Annotated in this window: 9 protein-coding genes, 2 tRNA genes, 3 rRNA genes and 1 pseudogene; 5 read left to right on the forward strand and 10 right to left on the reverse strand. The window is 51.5% G+C overall.

The genetic code is table 11. From position 1 onward, the window contains the following. Positions 1–39 precede the first annotated feature (39 nt). The gene (gene mltD / locus NMD08_RS20935) at positions 40–1,398 is read left to right on the forward strand and encodes a murein transglycosylase D (RefSeq protein ID WP_187252998.1); all 1,359 of its coding nucleotides are present in this window, start codon (positions 40–42) and stop codon (positions 1,396–1,398) included. A 49-nt stretch (positions 1,399–1,447) separates the two neighbouring features. On the opposite strand, the gene NMD08_RS20940 is transcribed toward mltD, so the two are convergent. The 3 genes from NMD08_RS20940 to NMD08_RS20950 form a co-directional block, all read right to left on the reverse strand. Beyond that, on the reverse strand, positions 1,448–2,218 hold the full coding sequence (locus tag NMD08_RS20940; protein WP_151218484.1) for a class I SAM-dependent methyltransferase: 771 nt from the start codon (positions 2,216–2,218) through the stop codon (positions 1,448–1,450). A 76-nt stretch (positions 2,219–2,294) separates the two neighbouring features. Further along, on the reverse strand, positions 2,295–3,095 hold the full coding sequence (locus NMD08_RS20945) for an endonuclease/exonuclease/phosphatase family protein (RefSeq protein WP_151218483.1): 801 nt from the start codon (positions 3,093–3,095) through the stop codon (positions 2,295–2,297). Between the two features lie 131 nt (positions 3,096–3,226). Then, positions 3,227–4,402 (reverse strand): MFS transporter, encoded by a 1,176-nt coding sequence (locus NMD08_RS20950; protein WP_370618974.1) that lies wholly within the window; start codon positions 4,400–4,402, stop codon positions 3,227–3,229. Positions 4,403–4,506: 104 nt separating this feature from the next. Between NMD08_RS20950 and yafC the strand changes: the two genes are divergently transcribed. Continuing rightward, positions 4,507–5,421 (forward strand): DNA-binding transcriptional regulator YafC, encoded by a 915-nt coding sequence (gene yafC / locus NMD08_RS20955; protein ID WP_151224173.1) that lies wholly within the window; start codon positions 4,507–4,509, stop codon positions 5,419–5,421. Positions 5,422–5,442: 21 nt separating this feature from the next. On the opposite strand, the pseudogene NMD08_RS20960 reads toward yafC, so the two are convergent. The 7 genes and pseudogenes from NMD08_RS20960 to gmhB all read right to left on the reverse strand — a co-directional run bounded on the left by NMD08_RS20960 (position 5,443) and on the right by gmhB (position 12,144). Then, a pseudogene (locus tag NMD08_RS20960) lies at positions 5,443–5,883 on the reverse strand (aldo/keto reductase). Positions 5,884–6,047: 164 nt separating this feature from the next. Beyond that, positions 6,048–6,124: transfer RNA gene (locus NMD08_RS20965), tRNA-Asp, on the reverse strand. Positions 6,125–6,179: 55 nt separating this feature from the next. Next, positions 6,180–6,295, reverse strand: a 5S ribosomal RNA gene (gene rrf / locus NMD08_RS20970). Between the two features lie 92 nt (positions 6,296–6,387). Then, positions 6,388–9,292 (reverse strand): 23S ribosomal RNA (locus NMD08_RS20975). 217 nt (positions 9,293–9,509) lie between these two features. Further along, positions 9,510–9,585: transfer RNA gene (locus NMD08_RS20980), tRNA-Glu, on the reverse strand. 85 nt (positions 9,586–9,670) lie between these two features. Further along, a 16S ribosomal RNA gene (locus NMD08_RS20985) occupies positions 9,671–11,211 on the reverse strand. Together the 16S, 23S and 5S rRNA genes with 2 tRNA genes alongside form the textbook arrangement of a ribosomal RNA operon. Positions 11,212–11,577: 366 nt before the next feature. Continuing rightward, entirely contained in the window at positions 11,578–12,144 is a 567-nt protein-coding gene (gmhB, locus tag NMD08_RS20990; RefSeq protein WP_042312133.1) for a D-glycero-beta-D-manno-heptose 1,7-bisphosphate 7-phosphatase, read from the reverse strand. A gap of 189 nt (positions 12,145–12,333) precedes the next feature. On the opposite strand from gmhB, the gene metN reads away from it, so the two are divergent. Genes metN through metQ form a run of 3 tightly spaced genes read left to right on the forward strand, consistent with a single transcriptional unit; the run spans position 12,334 to position 14,871 of the window. After that, a complete protein-coding gene (gene metN / locus NMD08_RS20995) occupies positions 12,334–13,365 on the forward strand; it encodes a methionine ABC transporter ATP-binding protein MetN (protein WP_003018468.1) in 1,032 nt (343 codons plus the stop codon). Further along, positions 13,358–14,011 (forward strand): methionine ABC transporter permease MetI, encoded by a 654-nt coding sequence (locus NMD08_RS21000; RefSeq protein WP_003018471.1) that lies wholly within the window; start codon positions 13,358–13,360, stop codon positions 14,009–14,011. The genes metN and NMD08_RS21000 overlap by 8 nt, the downstream gene beginning before the upstream one ends. 44 nt (positions 14,012–14,055) lie before the next feature. Next, positions 14,056–14,871, forward strand: coding sequence for a methionine ABC transporter substrate-binding lipoprotein MetQ (gene metQ, locus NMD08_RS21005; protein WP_151216812.1), 816 nt, complete (start codon positions 14,056–14,058; stop codon positions 14,869–14,871). Positions 14,872–14,971: the final 100 nt, after the last annotated feature.

Consider the following 14,971-nt stretch of genomic DNA (forward strand, 5'->3'; position numbering starts at 1 on the left):
TTATGATCGGTCGTCTTTTAAGCAACTATTGACACACACATGAAGGCAAAAGCGATATTACTCGCCTCTGTCCTGCTTGTTGGGTGCCAGAATACTGGTAACGTCCAACAACACGCACAGAGCCTTTCTGCAGCTGGTCAAGGGGAAGCAGGAAAGTTTACAAGTCAGGCGCGATGGATGGACGACGGAACGTCTATCGCTGCTGATCAAGATTTGTGGGCTTTCATTGGTGACGAGCTAAAGATGGGAATTCCGGAAAACAGCCGGATTCGCGAACAGAAACAGAAGTATTTACGCAATAAGAGCTATCTCCACGATGTAACTTTACGGGCAGAGCCGTATATGTACTGGATAGCCGGGCAGGTTAAGAAACGTAACATGCCAATGGAACTGGTACTACTACCCATAGTGGAGAGCGCTTTTGATCCTCACGCAACGTCTGGCGCCAATGCCGCAGGTATTTGGCAGATCATTCCGAGCACGGGGCGCAATTATGGTTTAAAACAGACCCGCAATTATGATGCACGTCGCGACGTTGTGGCTTCCACCACCGCCGCACTGGACATGATGCAGCGTCTGAACAAGATGTTTGATGGCGACTGGCTGCTGACCGTAGCTGCTTATAATAGCGGTGAAGGACGTGTCATGAAGGCGATTAAAACGAACAAAGCCCGTGGTAAACCCACTGACTTTTGGTCGTTGCCATTGCCTCAGGAAACAAAGCTGTATGTGCCTAAAATGCTGGCATTGAGCGATATACTCAAAAACAGCAAACGCTATGGCGTGCGTCTGCCAACAACAGACGAAAGCCGCGCGTTGGCACGTGTTCGCTTGAGTAGCCCGGTTGAAATGGCTCAGGTTGCCGATATGGCGGGTATCTCCGTCAGCAAGTTGAAGACCTTCAATGCTGGCGTGAAAGGCTCCACGTTGGGTGCAAGCGGCCCGCAATATGTGATGGTGCCAAAGAAGCATGCAGAGAAGCTGCGTGAGTCTCTGGCTTCAGGCGAGATTGCGGCCGTACAGTCAACGCTGGTTGCGGATAACACGCCGCTGAACAGCCGTAGCTACAAAGTTCGCTCTGGCGATACGCTTTCCGGCGTCGCTGCACGTCTTGGCGTGAGCACGAAGGATCTGCAGCAGTGGAATAATCTGCGTGGGTCGTCGCTGAAAGTGGGCCAAAGTCTGACGGTAGGTGCGGGTACCAGCGCACAACGGTTAGCTAATAACAGCGATAGCATCACCTATCGTGTGCGTAAAGGCGACTCACTGTCGAGCATTGCCAAGCGTCACGGGGTTAACATCAAGGATGTGATGCGCTGGAACAACGATACGGACAATCTGCAGCCTGGCGATCAGCTAACGTTGTTTGTGAAAAACAACGGCATGCCGGACTCCTGATAGTATTGTAGAAATAAAGGCACTGGCTTCCCCCCAGTGCCTTTTTTATTTATCCCGCTTTATGCGCCTCAACCATGATCGTGTCGCTGGTAAACGAGCCATCTTCCTGCAACGCAAAATAGGTTTTCACTTCGGCAGAAGCACTCTGTTGGTAAACACGAATCGCGTCACTCAACGCTGCAGGCGTGCGCATCCGCGCCACCCACGAACTGAACTCCAGCGGCAGACGATCGGTTAACAAGGTATCGGCAATCAGATTGGCGTTATTGATTAATGACAGCCACTCTCCGCTGGAATAGTTGCGGACGTGTGAGGTATCACGTAACGCCTCCACGGTTTGCAACCAGATATCACGTACAGGATGGCCTGGCGACATCACATCCATCACAATCAGCACACCGCCGGACTTCAGAACGCGATTCACTTCCCGCAGCGCACTCCCGACATCATGCCAGTGATGCGCGGAATAGCGGCTAATCACTACATCAAATACGTCATCTTCAAATGGCAGGCTTTCAGCATACCCCTGCTGTGTGACGATATTTTCCAGACCTCTGTCTTTTGCCGCTTCAGAGACCACTTCAAGCATCTGTGACGATAAATCATAAGCCACGACCTGCTTTACGTGTTGCGCAGCCACAAAGCTGGCGTGCCCCGCTCCGCATCCCATATCCAGTACGCGGGCCAGCGGAAATGCCGACAGCCTTTCTGCCAGACGTTGCAAGTCACGACCAGAGGCATGCACCGCACTGGTTAAATAGGCATTTGCCTGAGAGCCAAACTGCTTTTCGACGTTGTCATGATGAGAGCGTGTTGTCATTGTGTTGTCCTTCGGTTGTTGTGAAAAATGAAGGGCAACCATCACAGGCCTGCCCTACGGCAGACCTGACACACCGTTATTGTTCAGGTTTGCCGGGACTGAATTCAACGAGTAGCGGGTTATGGTCGGATGCGCGGGTAACCAGCACTGAGGCTTCACTCACGTTCAGACCGCGATAGAACACAAAATCTAGAGGACGACCAAACGCGCGGCGACGCTGATCGTCGGTAAAGCGCACCTGGCGCAGCGACATTTCACGCGCAAAGCGGTACAGCGCATTCATCCGTCGACGGCTCCAGGCATTAAAATCGCCAGCCATGATCACCGGGCCGCTGTGATGAGCAATCTGATCGCCAATGGGAAGTAATTGCTTACTATAGACATCAACGCCAAGGCTAAAGTTAACCGCGTGGATATTCACCACCATTAACAACCGAGTGTCAGGCAACGGGTACACCGTCACCAGCGCCGATTTCGCCAGCCGTAAAATAGGCTCACGCTCGCGCAATGGGCAACAGTATACTGGGTGAGCGGAGGAAAGCGTCATAACGCCAGAGGGATGCTGAGGCAGCACAAAGGCCGGAACCTGATCGGCCGCAAGATAATTAGCGGTCGCAAACTGCACCAGTTCTGGCGTGGTTTGCGCTTCCTGCAATAACACCAGATGCGCGTCTTTGCCAAAATTCTTCAACACCGACTGCCATTCAGCTCGCTGCTGTTTAAAAATATTCCATACCAGCACGCGAATGCGATCTTCACTGCTCAACGGTACGCCTGCGGGTAATGCCTGGCCAATATGCGCAAACGACCCTGGCGGTAAAATCCGCTCGGCGGGTTGTCCGGCAACATAACGCATGGCATAGGTGTTTTTTCGCACTTTAGACTTTCAAACCTCTGTAACGTCAACCAGTCCGCAGCCGGACTGGTTCTTCTGTTATAGGGATTTTAGCAGTCACTTTCAACGAACAATTGCAGTTTGTTTTGTAAGTGGGCGCTTACATCAATGATTTACCCCAAAACAACACGCGCGGGCTTATCAAGACGACCGCTGAACCCCATTAGCAGGAAAGCAACCAGGACAATAAGTGCGCCAATCCACGGCGTCTGCGCCAGACCATAATGCTCGACCGTTTGTCCACCAATCACTGAACCCAGTGCAATGCCAATGTTAAACGCCGCAATATTCAACCCTGACGCCACATCAACAGCATTAGGCGTAAATTGTTCCGCTTTCTGTACCACGTAGACCTGCAACCCTGGTACGTTGCCAAAGGCAAAGATCCCCATCACCAGAATGGTAACCAGCGCGGCGTATTGCGTGGAAGCCGTCAGTTGGAAAACCATCAGCAGAACAAACAGCGCGGCGAAAATGAATTTCAACGCAGGAACCGCACCATGCTTATCCGCCAGCTTACCGCCCCAGATATTGCCGATAGCCACTGATACGCCGTAACCCAGTAAGATCCAGCTTACTGCTGCCGGAGAGAATCCCGCCAGATCCTGCATCATCGGTGCCATGAAGGTAAATGCTGTGAACACGCCGCCGTAGCCCAGTGCCGTAACAGCGTAAATCAGCAACAGACGGGGATGAGTCAGCACTTTCACCTGGTCGCGAATGCTGGCGGCTGCACGACCGGGAATGTTGGCGGGGATCAGCAGTTGACTGCTGATCAGCGCAATCACGCCTAACATTGATACTGCAAGGAAAGTCTCACGCCAGCCAAAGTGCTGACCGATAAACGTACCCAGCGGCACACCCGTTACCAGCGCCACCGTTAAGCCGCCAAACATAATGGCAATGGCAGAAGCCGCTTTCTCTTTTGGCACCAGACTGGTCGCGATAGTAGAGCCAATCGAGAAAAATACACCGTGAGCTAGTCCCGTCAGCAAACGGGCGACAATGAGTGTCATATACCCGGGAGCTTGCCATGCCAGCAAATTCCCTGCCGTAAACAGGACCATCAGCGCTACAAGTAACTGTTTACGCGGCAGACGTCCGGTGAGAGCGGTTAGCACCGGTGCGCCAATCGCCACACCCAGCGCGTAAATTGAAACCAGCAGTCCGGCGGAAGGTAACGAGATCCCCAGCTGTTGCGCGATAGTCGGTACCAGGCCAACAATCACAAACTCAGTCGTTCCAATAGCGAAGGCACTAATTGTGAGTGCAAATAAAGCGAGAGGCATAAATAACTCCATAACATCAGTAATCAGATGACACGCAGTATGCCGGGATGTTTTAATGACAAAAATATTCAAAATCTCAATATAATTTTGCTTCAGGTGCAAAAATGAAAGCGACATCCGATGAACTTGCGATTTTTGTGGCCGTTGTGGAAAGCGGCAGTTTCAGCCGGGCAGCAGAACAGCTCGGACAGGCTAATTCTGCGATCAGTCGGGCAGTAAAAAAACTGGAGATGAAACTGGGCGTAAGTTTGCTTAATCGCACGACCCGGCAGCTAAGTCTCACTGAAGAAGGAGAGCGTTACTTCAGACGTGTGCAGCAGATACTGCAAGAGATGGCAGCCGCAGAAACGGAAATCATGGAGTCGCGTAATACTCCGCGCGGTCTGCTGCGTATCGATGCGGCAACGCCGGTGATGCTGCATTTCCTGATGCCGCTAATCAAACCGTTCCGTGAGCGATATCCTGAGATGACGTTGTCTCTTGTCTCCTCAGAAACGTTCATCAATCTTATTGAAAGAAAAGTGGATGTCGCGATACGAGCAGGTACCCTGACTGACTCGAGCCTGCGTGCGCGCCCGTTATTTAGCAGCTATCGCAAGATTATCGCGTCCCCTGACTATATTGCCCGTTTTGGCAAGCCCGAGACCATCGAACAGCTAAAGCAGCACCTGTGTCTGGGGTTTTCCGAACCCGTTTCACTCAATACCTGGCCGATTGCCTGTAGCGATGGACAGCTCCATGAGGTTGAGTGCGGGATTTCTTCCAACAGCGGGGAAACGTTAAAACAGCTTTGTCTGAGCGGTAACGGCATCGCATGTCTTTCAGATTATATGATTGATAAAGAGATTGCGCGGGGAGAACTGGTGGAACTGCTGGCCGATAAACGTCTGCCGGTAAAAATGCCTTTCAGCGCCGTTTATTACAGCGATCGTGCGGTCAGTACACGCATTCGGGCATTTATAGACTTTTTAAGTGAATATATAAAAACAGCTCCCGAAGGAGCTGTGAAAGAGGGTTAAAGAGTACAAAGGATCGAGCAATTAATCCCAGGCAGGAGCCAGTCCTTCCGGGCTGACAAGGCGATCGTTGCAGTCCAGTGCTACGATCGCTTTTTTATCTTCGCCATCCAGATGCAGACCCAGCGCCAGCATGAACTCCTTAACGGATACCGCATCGCCCGGAGATGGCCAGTGGATCAGCGTCAGATCAACATAATCTGTACGCAGTTTCTTCAGGCTTTCTTTCAGGCTTGGGATTAGTTTGTCTTTGCTAAGATTTTCAATCCAGATCTTGGTGGTGAGGTACAACTCGTTACGCGGTACGCCGCTTTCGGCAATCGCCTACCCCACAGCCGCTTCATTATCATAGATTTGCGCAGTGTCGACAGCACGGTAGCCCAGCTCAAGCGCCGTTTTAACAGAAGCGATAACCACGTCATCTTTCAGGCGGAAAGTGCCCAAACCGAATGCAGGGATAGCCATAGAATTCCTCTTTATAATCACTATGTTCGTTAATTAAAAAGATTATGGCCTTCAGCTCTTTATAGAAAAAGAGTGATAAATGCAGAGGATTTTTGCAGATGTAGCAATAATTAAATTGCAGGAAAAGAAAAAGCCCTGAGCTAATGCTCAGGGCTCTTAATAAGTGGCGGAACGGACGGGACTCGAACCCGCGACCCCCTGCGTGACAGGCAGGTATTCTAACCAACTGAACTACCGCTCCACCGAATTTCTTTGTCACTACCCGGATTATACATCCCGGTTTACTGCAATTTGATGCCTGGCAGTTCCCTACTCTCGCATGGGGAGACCCCACACTACCATCGGCGCTACGGCGTTTCACTTCTGAGTTCGGCATGGGGTCAGGTGGGACCACCGCGCTACAGCCGCCAGGCAAATTCTGTTTATCAACACACTTTTAGTCTGTCGATGTCATCTGTATCAGGCTGAAAATCTGTCTCTTCGCCAAAACATCTTCGGCGTTGTAAGGTTAAGCCTCACGGTTCATTAGTATCGGTTAGCTCAATGTATCGCTACACTTACACACCCGACCTATCAACGTCATCGTCTTTAACGTTCCTTCAGGAGACTTAAAGTCTCAGGGAGAACTCATCTCGGGGCAAGTTTCGTGCTTAGATGCTTTCAGCACTTATCTCTTCCGCATTTAGCTACCGGGCAGTGCCATTGGCATGACAACCCGAACACCAGTGATGCGTCCACTCCGGTCCTCTCGTACTAGGAGCAGCCCCCTCAATTCTCCAGCGCCCACGGCAGATAGGGACCGAACTGTCTCACGACGTTCTAAACCCAGCTCGCGTACCACTTTAAATGGCGAACAGCCATACCCTTGGGACCTACTTCAGCCCCAGGATGTGATGAGCCGACATCGAGGTGCCAAACACCGCCGTCGATATGAACTCTTGGGCGGTATCAGCCTGTTATCCCCGGAGTACCTTTTATCCGTTGAGCGATGGCCCTTCCATTCAGAACCACCGGATCACTAAGACCTGCTTTCGCACCTGCTCGAGCCGTCACTCTCGCAGTCAAGCTAGCTTATGCCTTTGCACTAACCTCCTGATGTCCGACCAGGATTAGCTAACCTTCGTGCTCCTCCGTTACTCTTTAGGAGGAGACCGCCCCAGTCAAACTACCCACCAGACACTGTCCGCAACCCGGATCACGGGTCCACGTTAGAACACCAGCCATTAAAGGGTGGTATTTCAAGGTTGGCTCCACGCAGACTGGCGTCCACGCTTCAAAGCCTCCCACCTATCCTACACATCAAGGACCAGTGTTCAGTGTCAAGCTATAGTAAAGGTTCACGGGGTCTTTCCGTCTTGCCGCGGGTACACTGCATCTTCACAGCGAGTTCAATTTCACTGAGTCTCGGGTGGAGACAGCCTGGCCATCATTACGCCATTCGTGCAGGTCGGAACTTACCCGACAAGGAATTTCGCTACCTTAGGACCGTTATAGTTACGGCCGCCGTTTACCGGGGCTTCGATCAAGAGCTTCTCCTTACGGATAACCCCATCAATTAACCTTCCGGCACCGGGCAGGCGTCACACCGTATACGTCCACTTTCGTGTTTGCACAGTGCTGTGTTTTTAATAAACAGTTGCAGCCAGCTGGTATCTTCGACTGATTTCAGCTCCACGGGTAAACCGCTTCACCTACATATCAGCGTGCCTTCTCCCGAAGTTACGGCACCATTTTGCCTAGTTCCTTCACCCGAGTTCTCTCAAGCGCCTTGGTATTCTCTACCTGACCACCTGTGTCGGTTTGGGGTACGATTTCGTGTTACCTGATGCTTAGAGGCTTTTCCTGGAAGCAGGGCATTTGTCACTTCAGCACCGTAGTGCCTCGTCATCACACCTCAGCGTTAAAAGGTACCGGATTTACCTGGAACCTCCGCCTACATGCTTAAACCGGGACAACCGTCGCCCGGCCAACATAGCCTTCTCCGTCCCCCCTTCGCAGTAACACCAAGTACAGGAATATTAACCTGTTTCCCATCGACTACGCCTTTCGGCCTCGCCTTAGGGGTCGACTCACCCTGCCCCGATTAACGTTGGACAGGAACCCTTGGTCTTCCGGCGTGCGGGTTTTTCACCCGCATTATCGTTACTTATGTCAGCATTCGCACTTCTGATACCTCCAGCATGCCTCACGACACACCTTCAACGGCTTACAGAACGCTCCCCTACCCAACAACACATAGTGTCGCTGCCGCAGCTTCGGTGCATGGTTTAGCCCCGTTACATCTTCCGCGCAGGCCGACTCGACCAGTGAGCTATTACGCTTTCTTTAAATGATGGCTGCTTCTAAGCCAACATCCTGGCTGTCTGTGCCTTCCCACATCGTTTCCCACTTAACCATGACTTTGGGACCTTAGCTGGCGGTCTGGGTTGTTTCCCTCTTCACGACGGACGTTAGCACCCGCCGTGTGTCTCCCGTGATAACATTCTTCGGTATTCGCAGTTTGCATCGGGTTGGTAAGTCGGGATGACCCCTAGCCGAAACAGTGCTCTACCCCCGAAGATGAATTCACGAGGCGCTACCTAAATAGCTTTCGGGGAGAACCAGCTATCTCCCGGTTTGATTGGCCTTTCACCCCCAGCCACAAGTCATCCGCTAATTTTTCAACATTAGTCGGTTCGGTCCTCCAGTTAGTGTTACCCAACCTTCAACCTGCCCATGGCTAGATCACCGGGTTTCGGGTCTATACCCTGCAACTTAACGCCCAGTTAAGACTCGGTTTCCCTTCGGCTCCCCTATACGGTTAACCTTGCTACAGAATATAAGTCGCTGACCCATTATACAAAAGGTACGCAGTCACACCCCGAAGGATGCTCCCACTGCTTGTACGTACACGGTTTCAGGTTCTTTTTCACTCCCCTCGCCGGGGTTCTTTTCGCCTTTCCCTCACGGTACTGGTTCACTATCGGTCAGTCAGGAGTATTTAGCCTTGGAGGATGGTCCCCCCATATTCAGACAGGATACCACGTGTCCCGCCCTACTCTTCGAGTTCACAACCTGTGCATTTTGGTGTACGGGACTATCACCCTGTACCGTCGGACTTTCCAGACCGTTCCACTAACACACAAGCTGATTCAGACTCTGGGCTGCTCCCCGTTCGCTCGCCGCTACTGGGGGAATCTCGGTTGATTTCTTTTCCTCGGGGTACTTAGATGTTTCAGTTCCCCCGGTTCGCTTCATTACGCTATGTATTCACGCAATGATAGTGTGTCGAAACACACTGGGTTTCCCCATTCGGAAATCGCCGGTTATAACGGTTCATATCACCTTACCGACGCTTATCGCAGATTAGCACGTCCTTCATCGCCTCTGACTGCCAGGGCATCCACCGTGTACGCTTAGTCGCTTAACCTCACAACCCGAAGATGTTTCGTAAAACACCATCGTGTTGCGAAAATTTGAGAGACTCGAACACACCGCTTTTCATTTCTTATTACGGAGAAATGAAACAGTGTGTCGTTTCAATTTTCAGCTTGATCCAGATTTTTAAAGAGCAAATATCTCAAACGTCACCCGAAGATGAGTTTTGAGATATCAGGGTACGCGTCTTTCACTCACGAACCAGCAAGTGGCGTCCCCTAGGGGATCTGAACCCCTGTTACCGCCGTGAAAGGGCGGTGTCCTGGGCCTCTAGACGAAGGGGACGTGTAAGTCTCAATCGCAAGACGCCTTGCTATTTACTTTTCATCAGACAATCTGTGTGAGCACTACAAAGAACGTTTCTTTAAGGTAAGGAGGTGATCCAACCGCAGGTTCCCCTACGGTTACCTTGTTACGACTTCACCCCAGTCATGAATCACAAAGTGGTAAGCGCCCTCCCGAAGGTTAAGCTACCTACTTCTTTTGCAACCCACTCCCATGGTGTGACGGGCGGTGTGTACAAGGCCCGGGAACGTATTCACCGTGGCATTCTGATCCACGATTACTAGCGATTCCGACTTCATGGAGTCGAGTTGCAGACTCCAATCCGGACTACGACATACTTTATGAGGTCCGCTTGCTCTCGCGAGGTCGCTTCTCTTTGTATATGCCATTGTAGCACGTGTGTAGCCCTACTCGTAAGGGCCATGATGACTTGACGTCATCCCCACCTTCCTCCAGTTTATCACTGGCAGTCTCCTTTGAGTTCCCGGCCGAACCGTTGGCAACAAAGGATAAGGGTTGCGCTCGTTGCGGGACTTAACCCAACATTTCACAACACGAGCTGACGACAGCCATGCAGCACCTGTCTCAGAGTTCCCGAAGGCACCAATCCATCTCTGGAAAGTTCTCTGGATGTCAAGAGTAGGTAAGGTTCTTCGCGTTGCATCGAATTAAACCACATGCTCCACCGCTTGTGCGGGCCCCCGTCAATTCATTTGAGTTTTAACCTTGCGGCCGTACTCCCCAGGCGGTCGACTTAACGCGTTAGCTCCGGAAGCCACGCCTCAAGGGCACAACCTCCAAGTCGACATCGTTTACGGCGTGGACTACCAGGGTATCTAATCCTGTTTGCTCCCCACGCTTTCGCACCTGAGCGTCAGTCTTTGTCCAGGGGGCCGCCTTCGCCACCGGTATTCCTCCAGATCTCTACGCATTTCACCGCTACACCTGGAATTCTACCCCCTCTACAAGACTCTAGCCTGCCAGTTTCGGATGCAGTTCCCAGGTTGAGCCCGGGGATTTCACATCCGACTTGACAGACCGCCTGCGTGCGCTTTACGCCCAGTAATTCCGATTAACGCTTGCACCCTCCGTATTACCGCGGCTGCTGGCACGGAGTTAGCCGGTGCTTCTTCTGCGAGTAACGTCAATCGTTGCGGTTATTAACCACAACGCCTTCCTCCTCGCTGAAAGTACTTTACAACCCGAAGGCCTTCTTCATACACGCGGCATGGCTGCATCAGGCTTGCGCCCATTGTGCAATATTCCCCACTGCTGCCTCCCGTAGGAGTCTGGACCGTGTCTCAGTTCCAGTGTGGCTGGTCATCCTCTCAGACCAGCTAGGGATCGTCGCCTAGGTGAGCCGTTACCCCACCTACTAGCTAATCCCATCTGGGCACATCCGATGGCAAGAGGCCCGAAGGTCCCCCTCTTTGGTCTTGCGACATTATGCGGTATTAGCTACCGTTTCCAGTAGTTATCCCCCTCCATCGGGCAGTTTCCCAGACATTACTCACCCGTCCGCCACTCGTCACCCAAGGAGCAAGCTCCTCTGTGCTACCGTTCGACTTGCATGTGTTAGGCCTGCCGCCAGCGTTCAATCTGAGCCATGATCAAACTCTTCAATTTAAGTTTGATGCTCGTGAATTAAACTTCGTAATGAATTACGTATGTTCACTCAGAGACTTGGTATTCATTTTTCGTCTTGCGACGTTAAGAATCCGTATCTTCGAGTGCCCACACAGATTGTCTGATAAATTGTTAAAGAGCAGTTGCGACGCGCTTTAGCGCTCTGTCGCGAGGTGGCGTATATTACGCTTTCCTCTTTCAGAGTCAACCCTCATTTTCAGGTTTTTCTCTTCAACCGGACCGGCTGTTTGTGTGAAGTGATTCACATCCGCCGTGTCGATGGAGGCGCATTATAGGGAGTCGAATCAGGAAGACAAGCGGAAAAATGCTTTTTTGTTTCAACCGCTCACCTTTTATCCATTACGCTTACTTTTGCTGCTTTTTTATCGCCATTGGCAGGTCTGCCAGACTATTTATGACCAAATCCGCCGCATTTTCTGCTTCCGGCGTAACAGGTTTCCCCGTGCGCACCAGAACCTTCGTGCCAACATTCGCAGCTGCCGCCGCCTGCATATCTTCTATTTTGTCGCCCACCATATAAGAAGCGGCCATATCGATGTGCAGGAAGTCTCGGGCGGAGATCAACATTCCAGGATGCGGTTTACGGCAGTCGCAAACCTGACGATACTCTTCTACAGTACCCTGCGGGTGATGCGGACAATAGTAGATGCCGTCCAGATCAACGTCGCGATCGGCCAGCGACCAGTCCATCCATTCGGTCAACGTTTCAAACTGTGCCTCAGTAAATTTACCGCGAGCGATACCAGACTGGTTCGTCACGACAATCAGCGCGTAACCCATATTTTTAAGTTCACGCATGGCATCAATAACGCCGTCGATAAACTCGAACTCGTCAATCTCATGTACGTAACCGTGGTCCACATTAATGGTGCCATCACGGTCGAGAAAAATTGCGGGTACAGATTTTGCCACCTTTTATAGCTCCTGAATAAGGCATGTGGCCCTAGTATCGCATGTTTCGGCGGGCAAGAAAGTGCTCATCGTGCAAAGCTAGATTGATTTAGACGTCTGGATGCCTTAACATCCATCTTGTTGACGGCTTCGACCGTCCCTGACAGACGAAAATGCCACGACTAACTTAATTACGATAATAAATAACTAATGATAAAACTTTCGAATATCACCAAAGTGTTCCAGCAGGGGACTCGCACCATTCAGGCGCTTAATAATGTCAGCCTGCACGTTCCTGCCGGGCAGATTTATGGCGTCATTGGCGCCTCCGGTGCAGGTAAAAGTACGCTCATCCGCTGCGTTAACTTACTTGAACGCCCAACCGAAGGCAGCGTCCAGGTCGGCGGTCAGGAGCTCACGACGCTTTCTGAGTCAGAGCTGACCAAAGCTCGCCGTCAAATCGGCATGATTTTCCAACACTTTAACCTGCTCTCTTCCCGCACCGTGTTTGGCAACGTCGCGCTACCGCTGGAACTGGATAACACACCAAAAGAAGAAATTAAACGCCGTGTAACAGAGCTGCTGGACTTAGTCGGTCTTGGCGACAAGCACGACAGCTACCCGGCCAACCTTTCCGGTGGACAAAAACAGCGTGTGGCGATCGCCCGTGCGCTGGCAAGCAATCCCAAAGTGCTGCTGTGTGATGAAGCAACCAGCGCACTCGATCCGGCAACAACCCGATCGATTCTGGAATTATTGAAAGACATTAACCGTCGTCTGGGACTCACCATTCTGCTGATTACCCATGAGATGGACGTTGTAAAACGCATTTGTGACTGCGTGGCGGTCATCAGTAATGGTGAACTGATTGAACAAGACACCGTCAGCGAAGTGTTCTCACACCCGAAAACGCCGCTGGCACAGAAATTTATTCAGTCCACGCTGCACCTCGATATCCCGGAAGATTATCTGGAACGGTTAAAAGCCGAGCCAGAAGCAGACAGCGTGCCAATGCTACGCATGGAATTCACCGGTCATTCCGTTGATGCGCCATTGCTCTCTGAGACGGCCCGCCGCTTTAATGTGAATAACAACATTATTAGCGCGCAGATGGATTACGCCGGCGGTGTGAAGTTCGGCATCATGCTGACTGAAATGCACGGTACACAGGAAGATACACAAGCAGCCATTAACTGGTTGCAGGAACACCATGTAAAAGTAGAGGTACTGGGTTATGTCTGAGCCGATGATGTGGCTGCTGGTTCGCGGCGTATGGGAAACGCTGGCAATGACCTTTGTGTCCGGTTTTTTTGGTTTTGTGATTGGCTTGCCGGTTGGCGTGTTGCTGTACGTCACGCGCCCGGGGCAAATCATTGAGAACGCGAAGCTCTACCGTACACTCTCTGCGCTGGTTAATATTTTCCGTTCCATCCCGTTCATTATCTTGCTGGTATGGATGATTCCATTCACCCGCATGATTGTTGGCACATCCATCGGACTGCAGGCCGCTATCGTCCCACTGACCGTCGGCGCCGCGCCGTTTATCGCCCGTATGGTGGAAAACGCCCTGCTCGAAATTCCAACCGGGCTGATTGAGGCCTCCCGTGCGATGGGCGCCACGCCGCTGCAGATTGTACGTAAGGTTTTACTGCCAGAAGCGCTGCCTGGACTGGTCAATGCGGCCACCATAACCCTCATCACGCTGGTTGGTTACTCCGCGATGGGGGGCGCCGTTGGTGCCGGTGGTCTTGGGCAGATTGGCTATCAGTACGGTTACATTGGCTACAACGCTACCGTAATGAATACAGTGCTGGTATTGCTCGTCGTTCTGGTTTATTTAATTCAGTTATCCGGTGATCGCATCGTCCGGGCTGTCACGCACAAATAACGTTGCACACAACACAAAAAACTCATTAAGAAAAGGAAATAAGCATGGCGTTCAAATTCAAAACCTTTGCGGCAGTTGGAGCCCTGATCGGTTCTCTGGCACTTGTGGGTTGCGGTCAGGATGAAAAAGATCCTAACCACATCAAAGTGGGTGTTATTGTTGGCGCAGAGCAGCAGGTTGCCGAAGTCGCACAGAAAGTGGCAAAAGAAAAATACGGCCTGGACGTTGAACTGGTCACGTTTAACGATTACGTCCTGCCTAACGAAGCCTTGAGCAAAGGCGATATCGATGCCAACGCCTTCCAGCATAAACCGTACCTGGATCAGCAGATCAAAGATCGCGGTTACAAACTGGTTGCCGCAGGTAATACTTTTGTTTACCCGATTGCAGGCTACTCCAAAAAAATCAAATCACTGGATGAACTGCAGGATGGTTCACAGGTGGCGATTCCAAACGATCCGACTAACCTTGGCCGCTCCCTGCTGCTGTTGCAAAAAGTGGGCTTAATCAAACTGAAAGACGGTGTTGGCCTGCTGCCGACCGCGCTGGACGTGATTGAAAACCCGAAAAACCTGAAGCTGGTTGAGCTGGAAGCGCCGCAACTGCCACGTTCCCTGGACGATGCACAAATCGCACTGGCGGTCATCAACACCACCTACGCCAGCCAGATCGGCCTGACGCCGGCAAAAGACGGTATTTTTGTTGAAGATAAAGATTCCCCGTACGTAAACCTGATCGTGACGCGCGAAGACAACAAAGATGCTGAAAACGTGAAGAAATTCGTTCAGGCATACCAGTCTGACGAAGTATACGAAGCAGCAAATAAAGTCTTCAACGGCGGTGCTGTTAAGGGCTGGTAAATTTAGGCTGTTTCCAGAATCTGTAATATCATCAGGACGGGCGCTTGCCCGTCTTGTCATTTATGCAAGCACCTGATTCAATATCTGACGTTTAGATCAT

Source organism: Citrobacter meridianamericanus, assembly GCF_041320245.1.
GTDB lineage: Bacteria > Pseudomonadota > Gammaproteobacteria > Enterobacterales > Enterobacteriaceae > Citrobacter > Citrobacter meridianamericanus.

Bases quoted from the DNA above. Each gene is read 5' to 3' on its own strand.
- mltD (WP_187252998.1), top strand. From the start codon at position 40: ATGAAGGCAAAAGCGATATTACTCGCCTCTGTCCTGCTTGTTGGGTGC.
- NMD08_RS20940 (WP_151218484.1), bottom strand. From the start codon at position 2,218: ATGACAACACGCTCTCATCATGACAACGTCGAAAAGCAGTTTGGCTCT.
- NMD08_RS20950 (WP_370618974.1), bottom strand. From the start codon at position 4,402: ATGCCTCTCGCTTTATTTGCACTCACAATTAGTGCCTTCGCTATTGGA.
- yafC (WP_151224173.1), top strand. From the start codon at position 4,507: ATGAAAGCGACATCCGATGAACTTGCGATTTTTGTGGCCGTTGTGGAA.
- metN (WP_003018468.1), top strand. From the start codon at position 12,334: ATGATAAAACTTTCGAATATCACCAAAGTGTTCCAGCAGGGGACTCGC.
- NMD08_RS21000 (WP_003018471.1), top strand. From the start codon at position 13,358: ATGTCTGAGCCGATGATGTGGCTGCTGGTTCGCGGCGTATGGGAAACG.
- metQ (WP_151216812.1), top strand. From the start codon at position 14,056: ATGGCGTTCAAATTCAAAACCTTTGCGGCAGTTGGAGCCCTGATCGGT.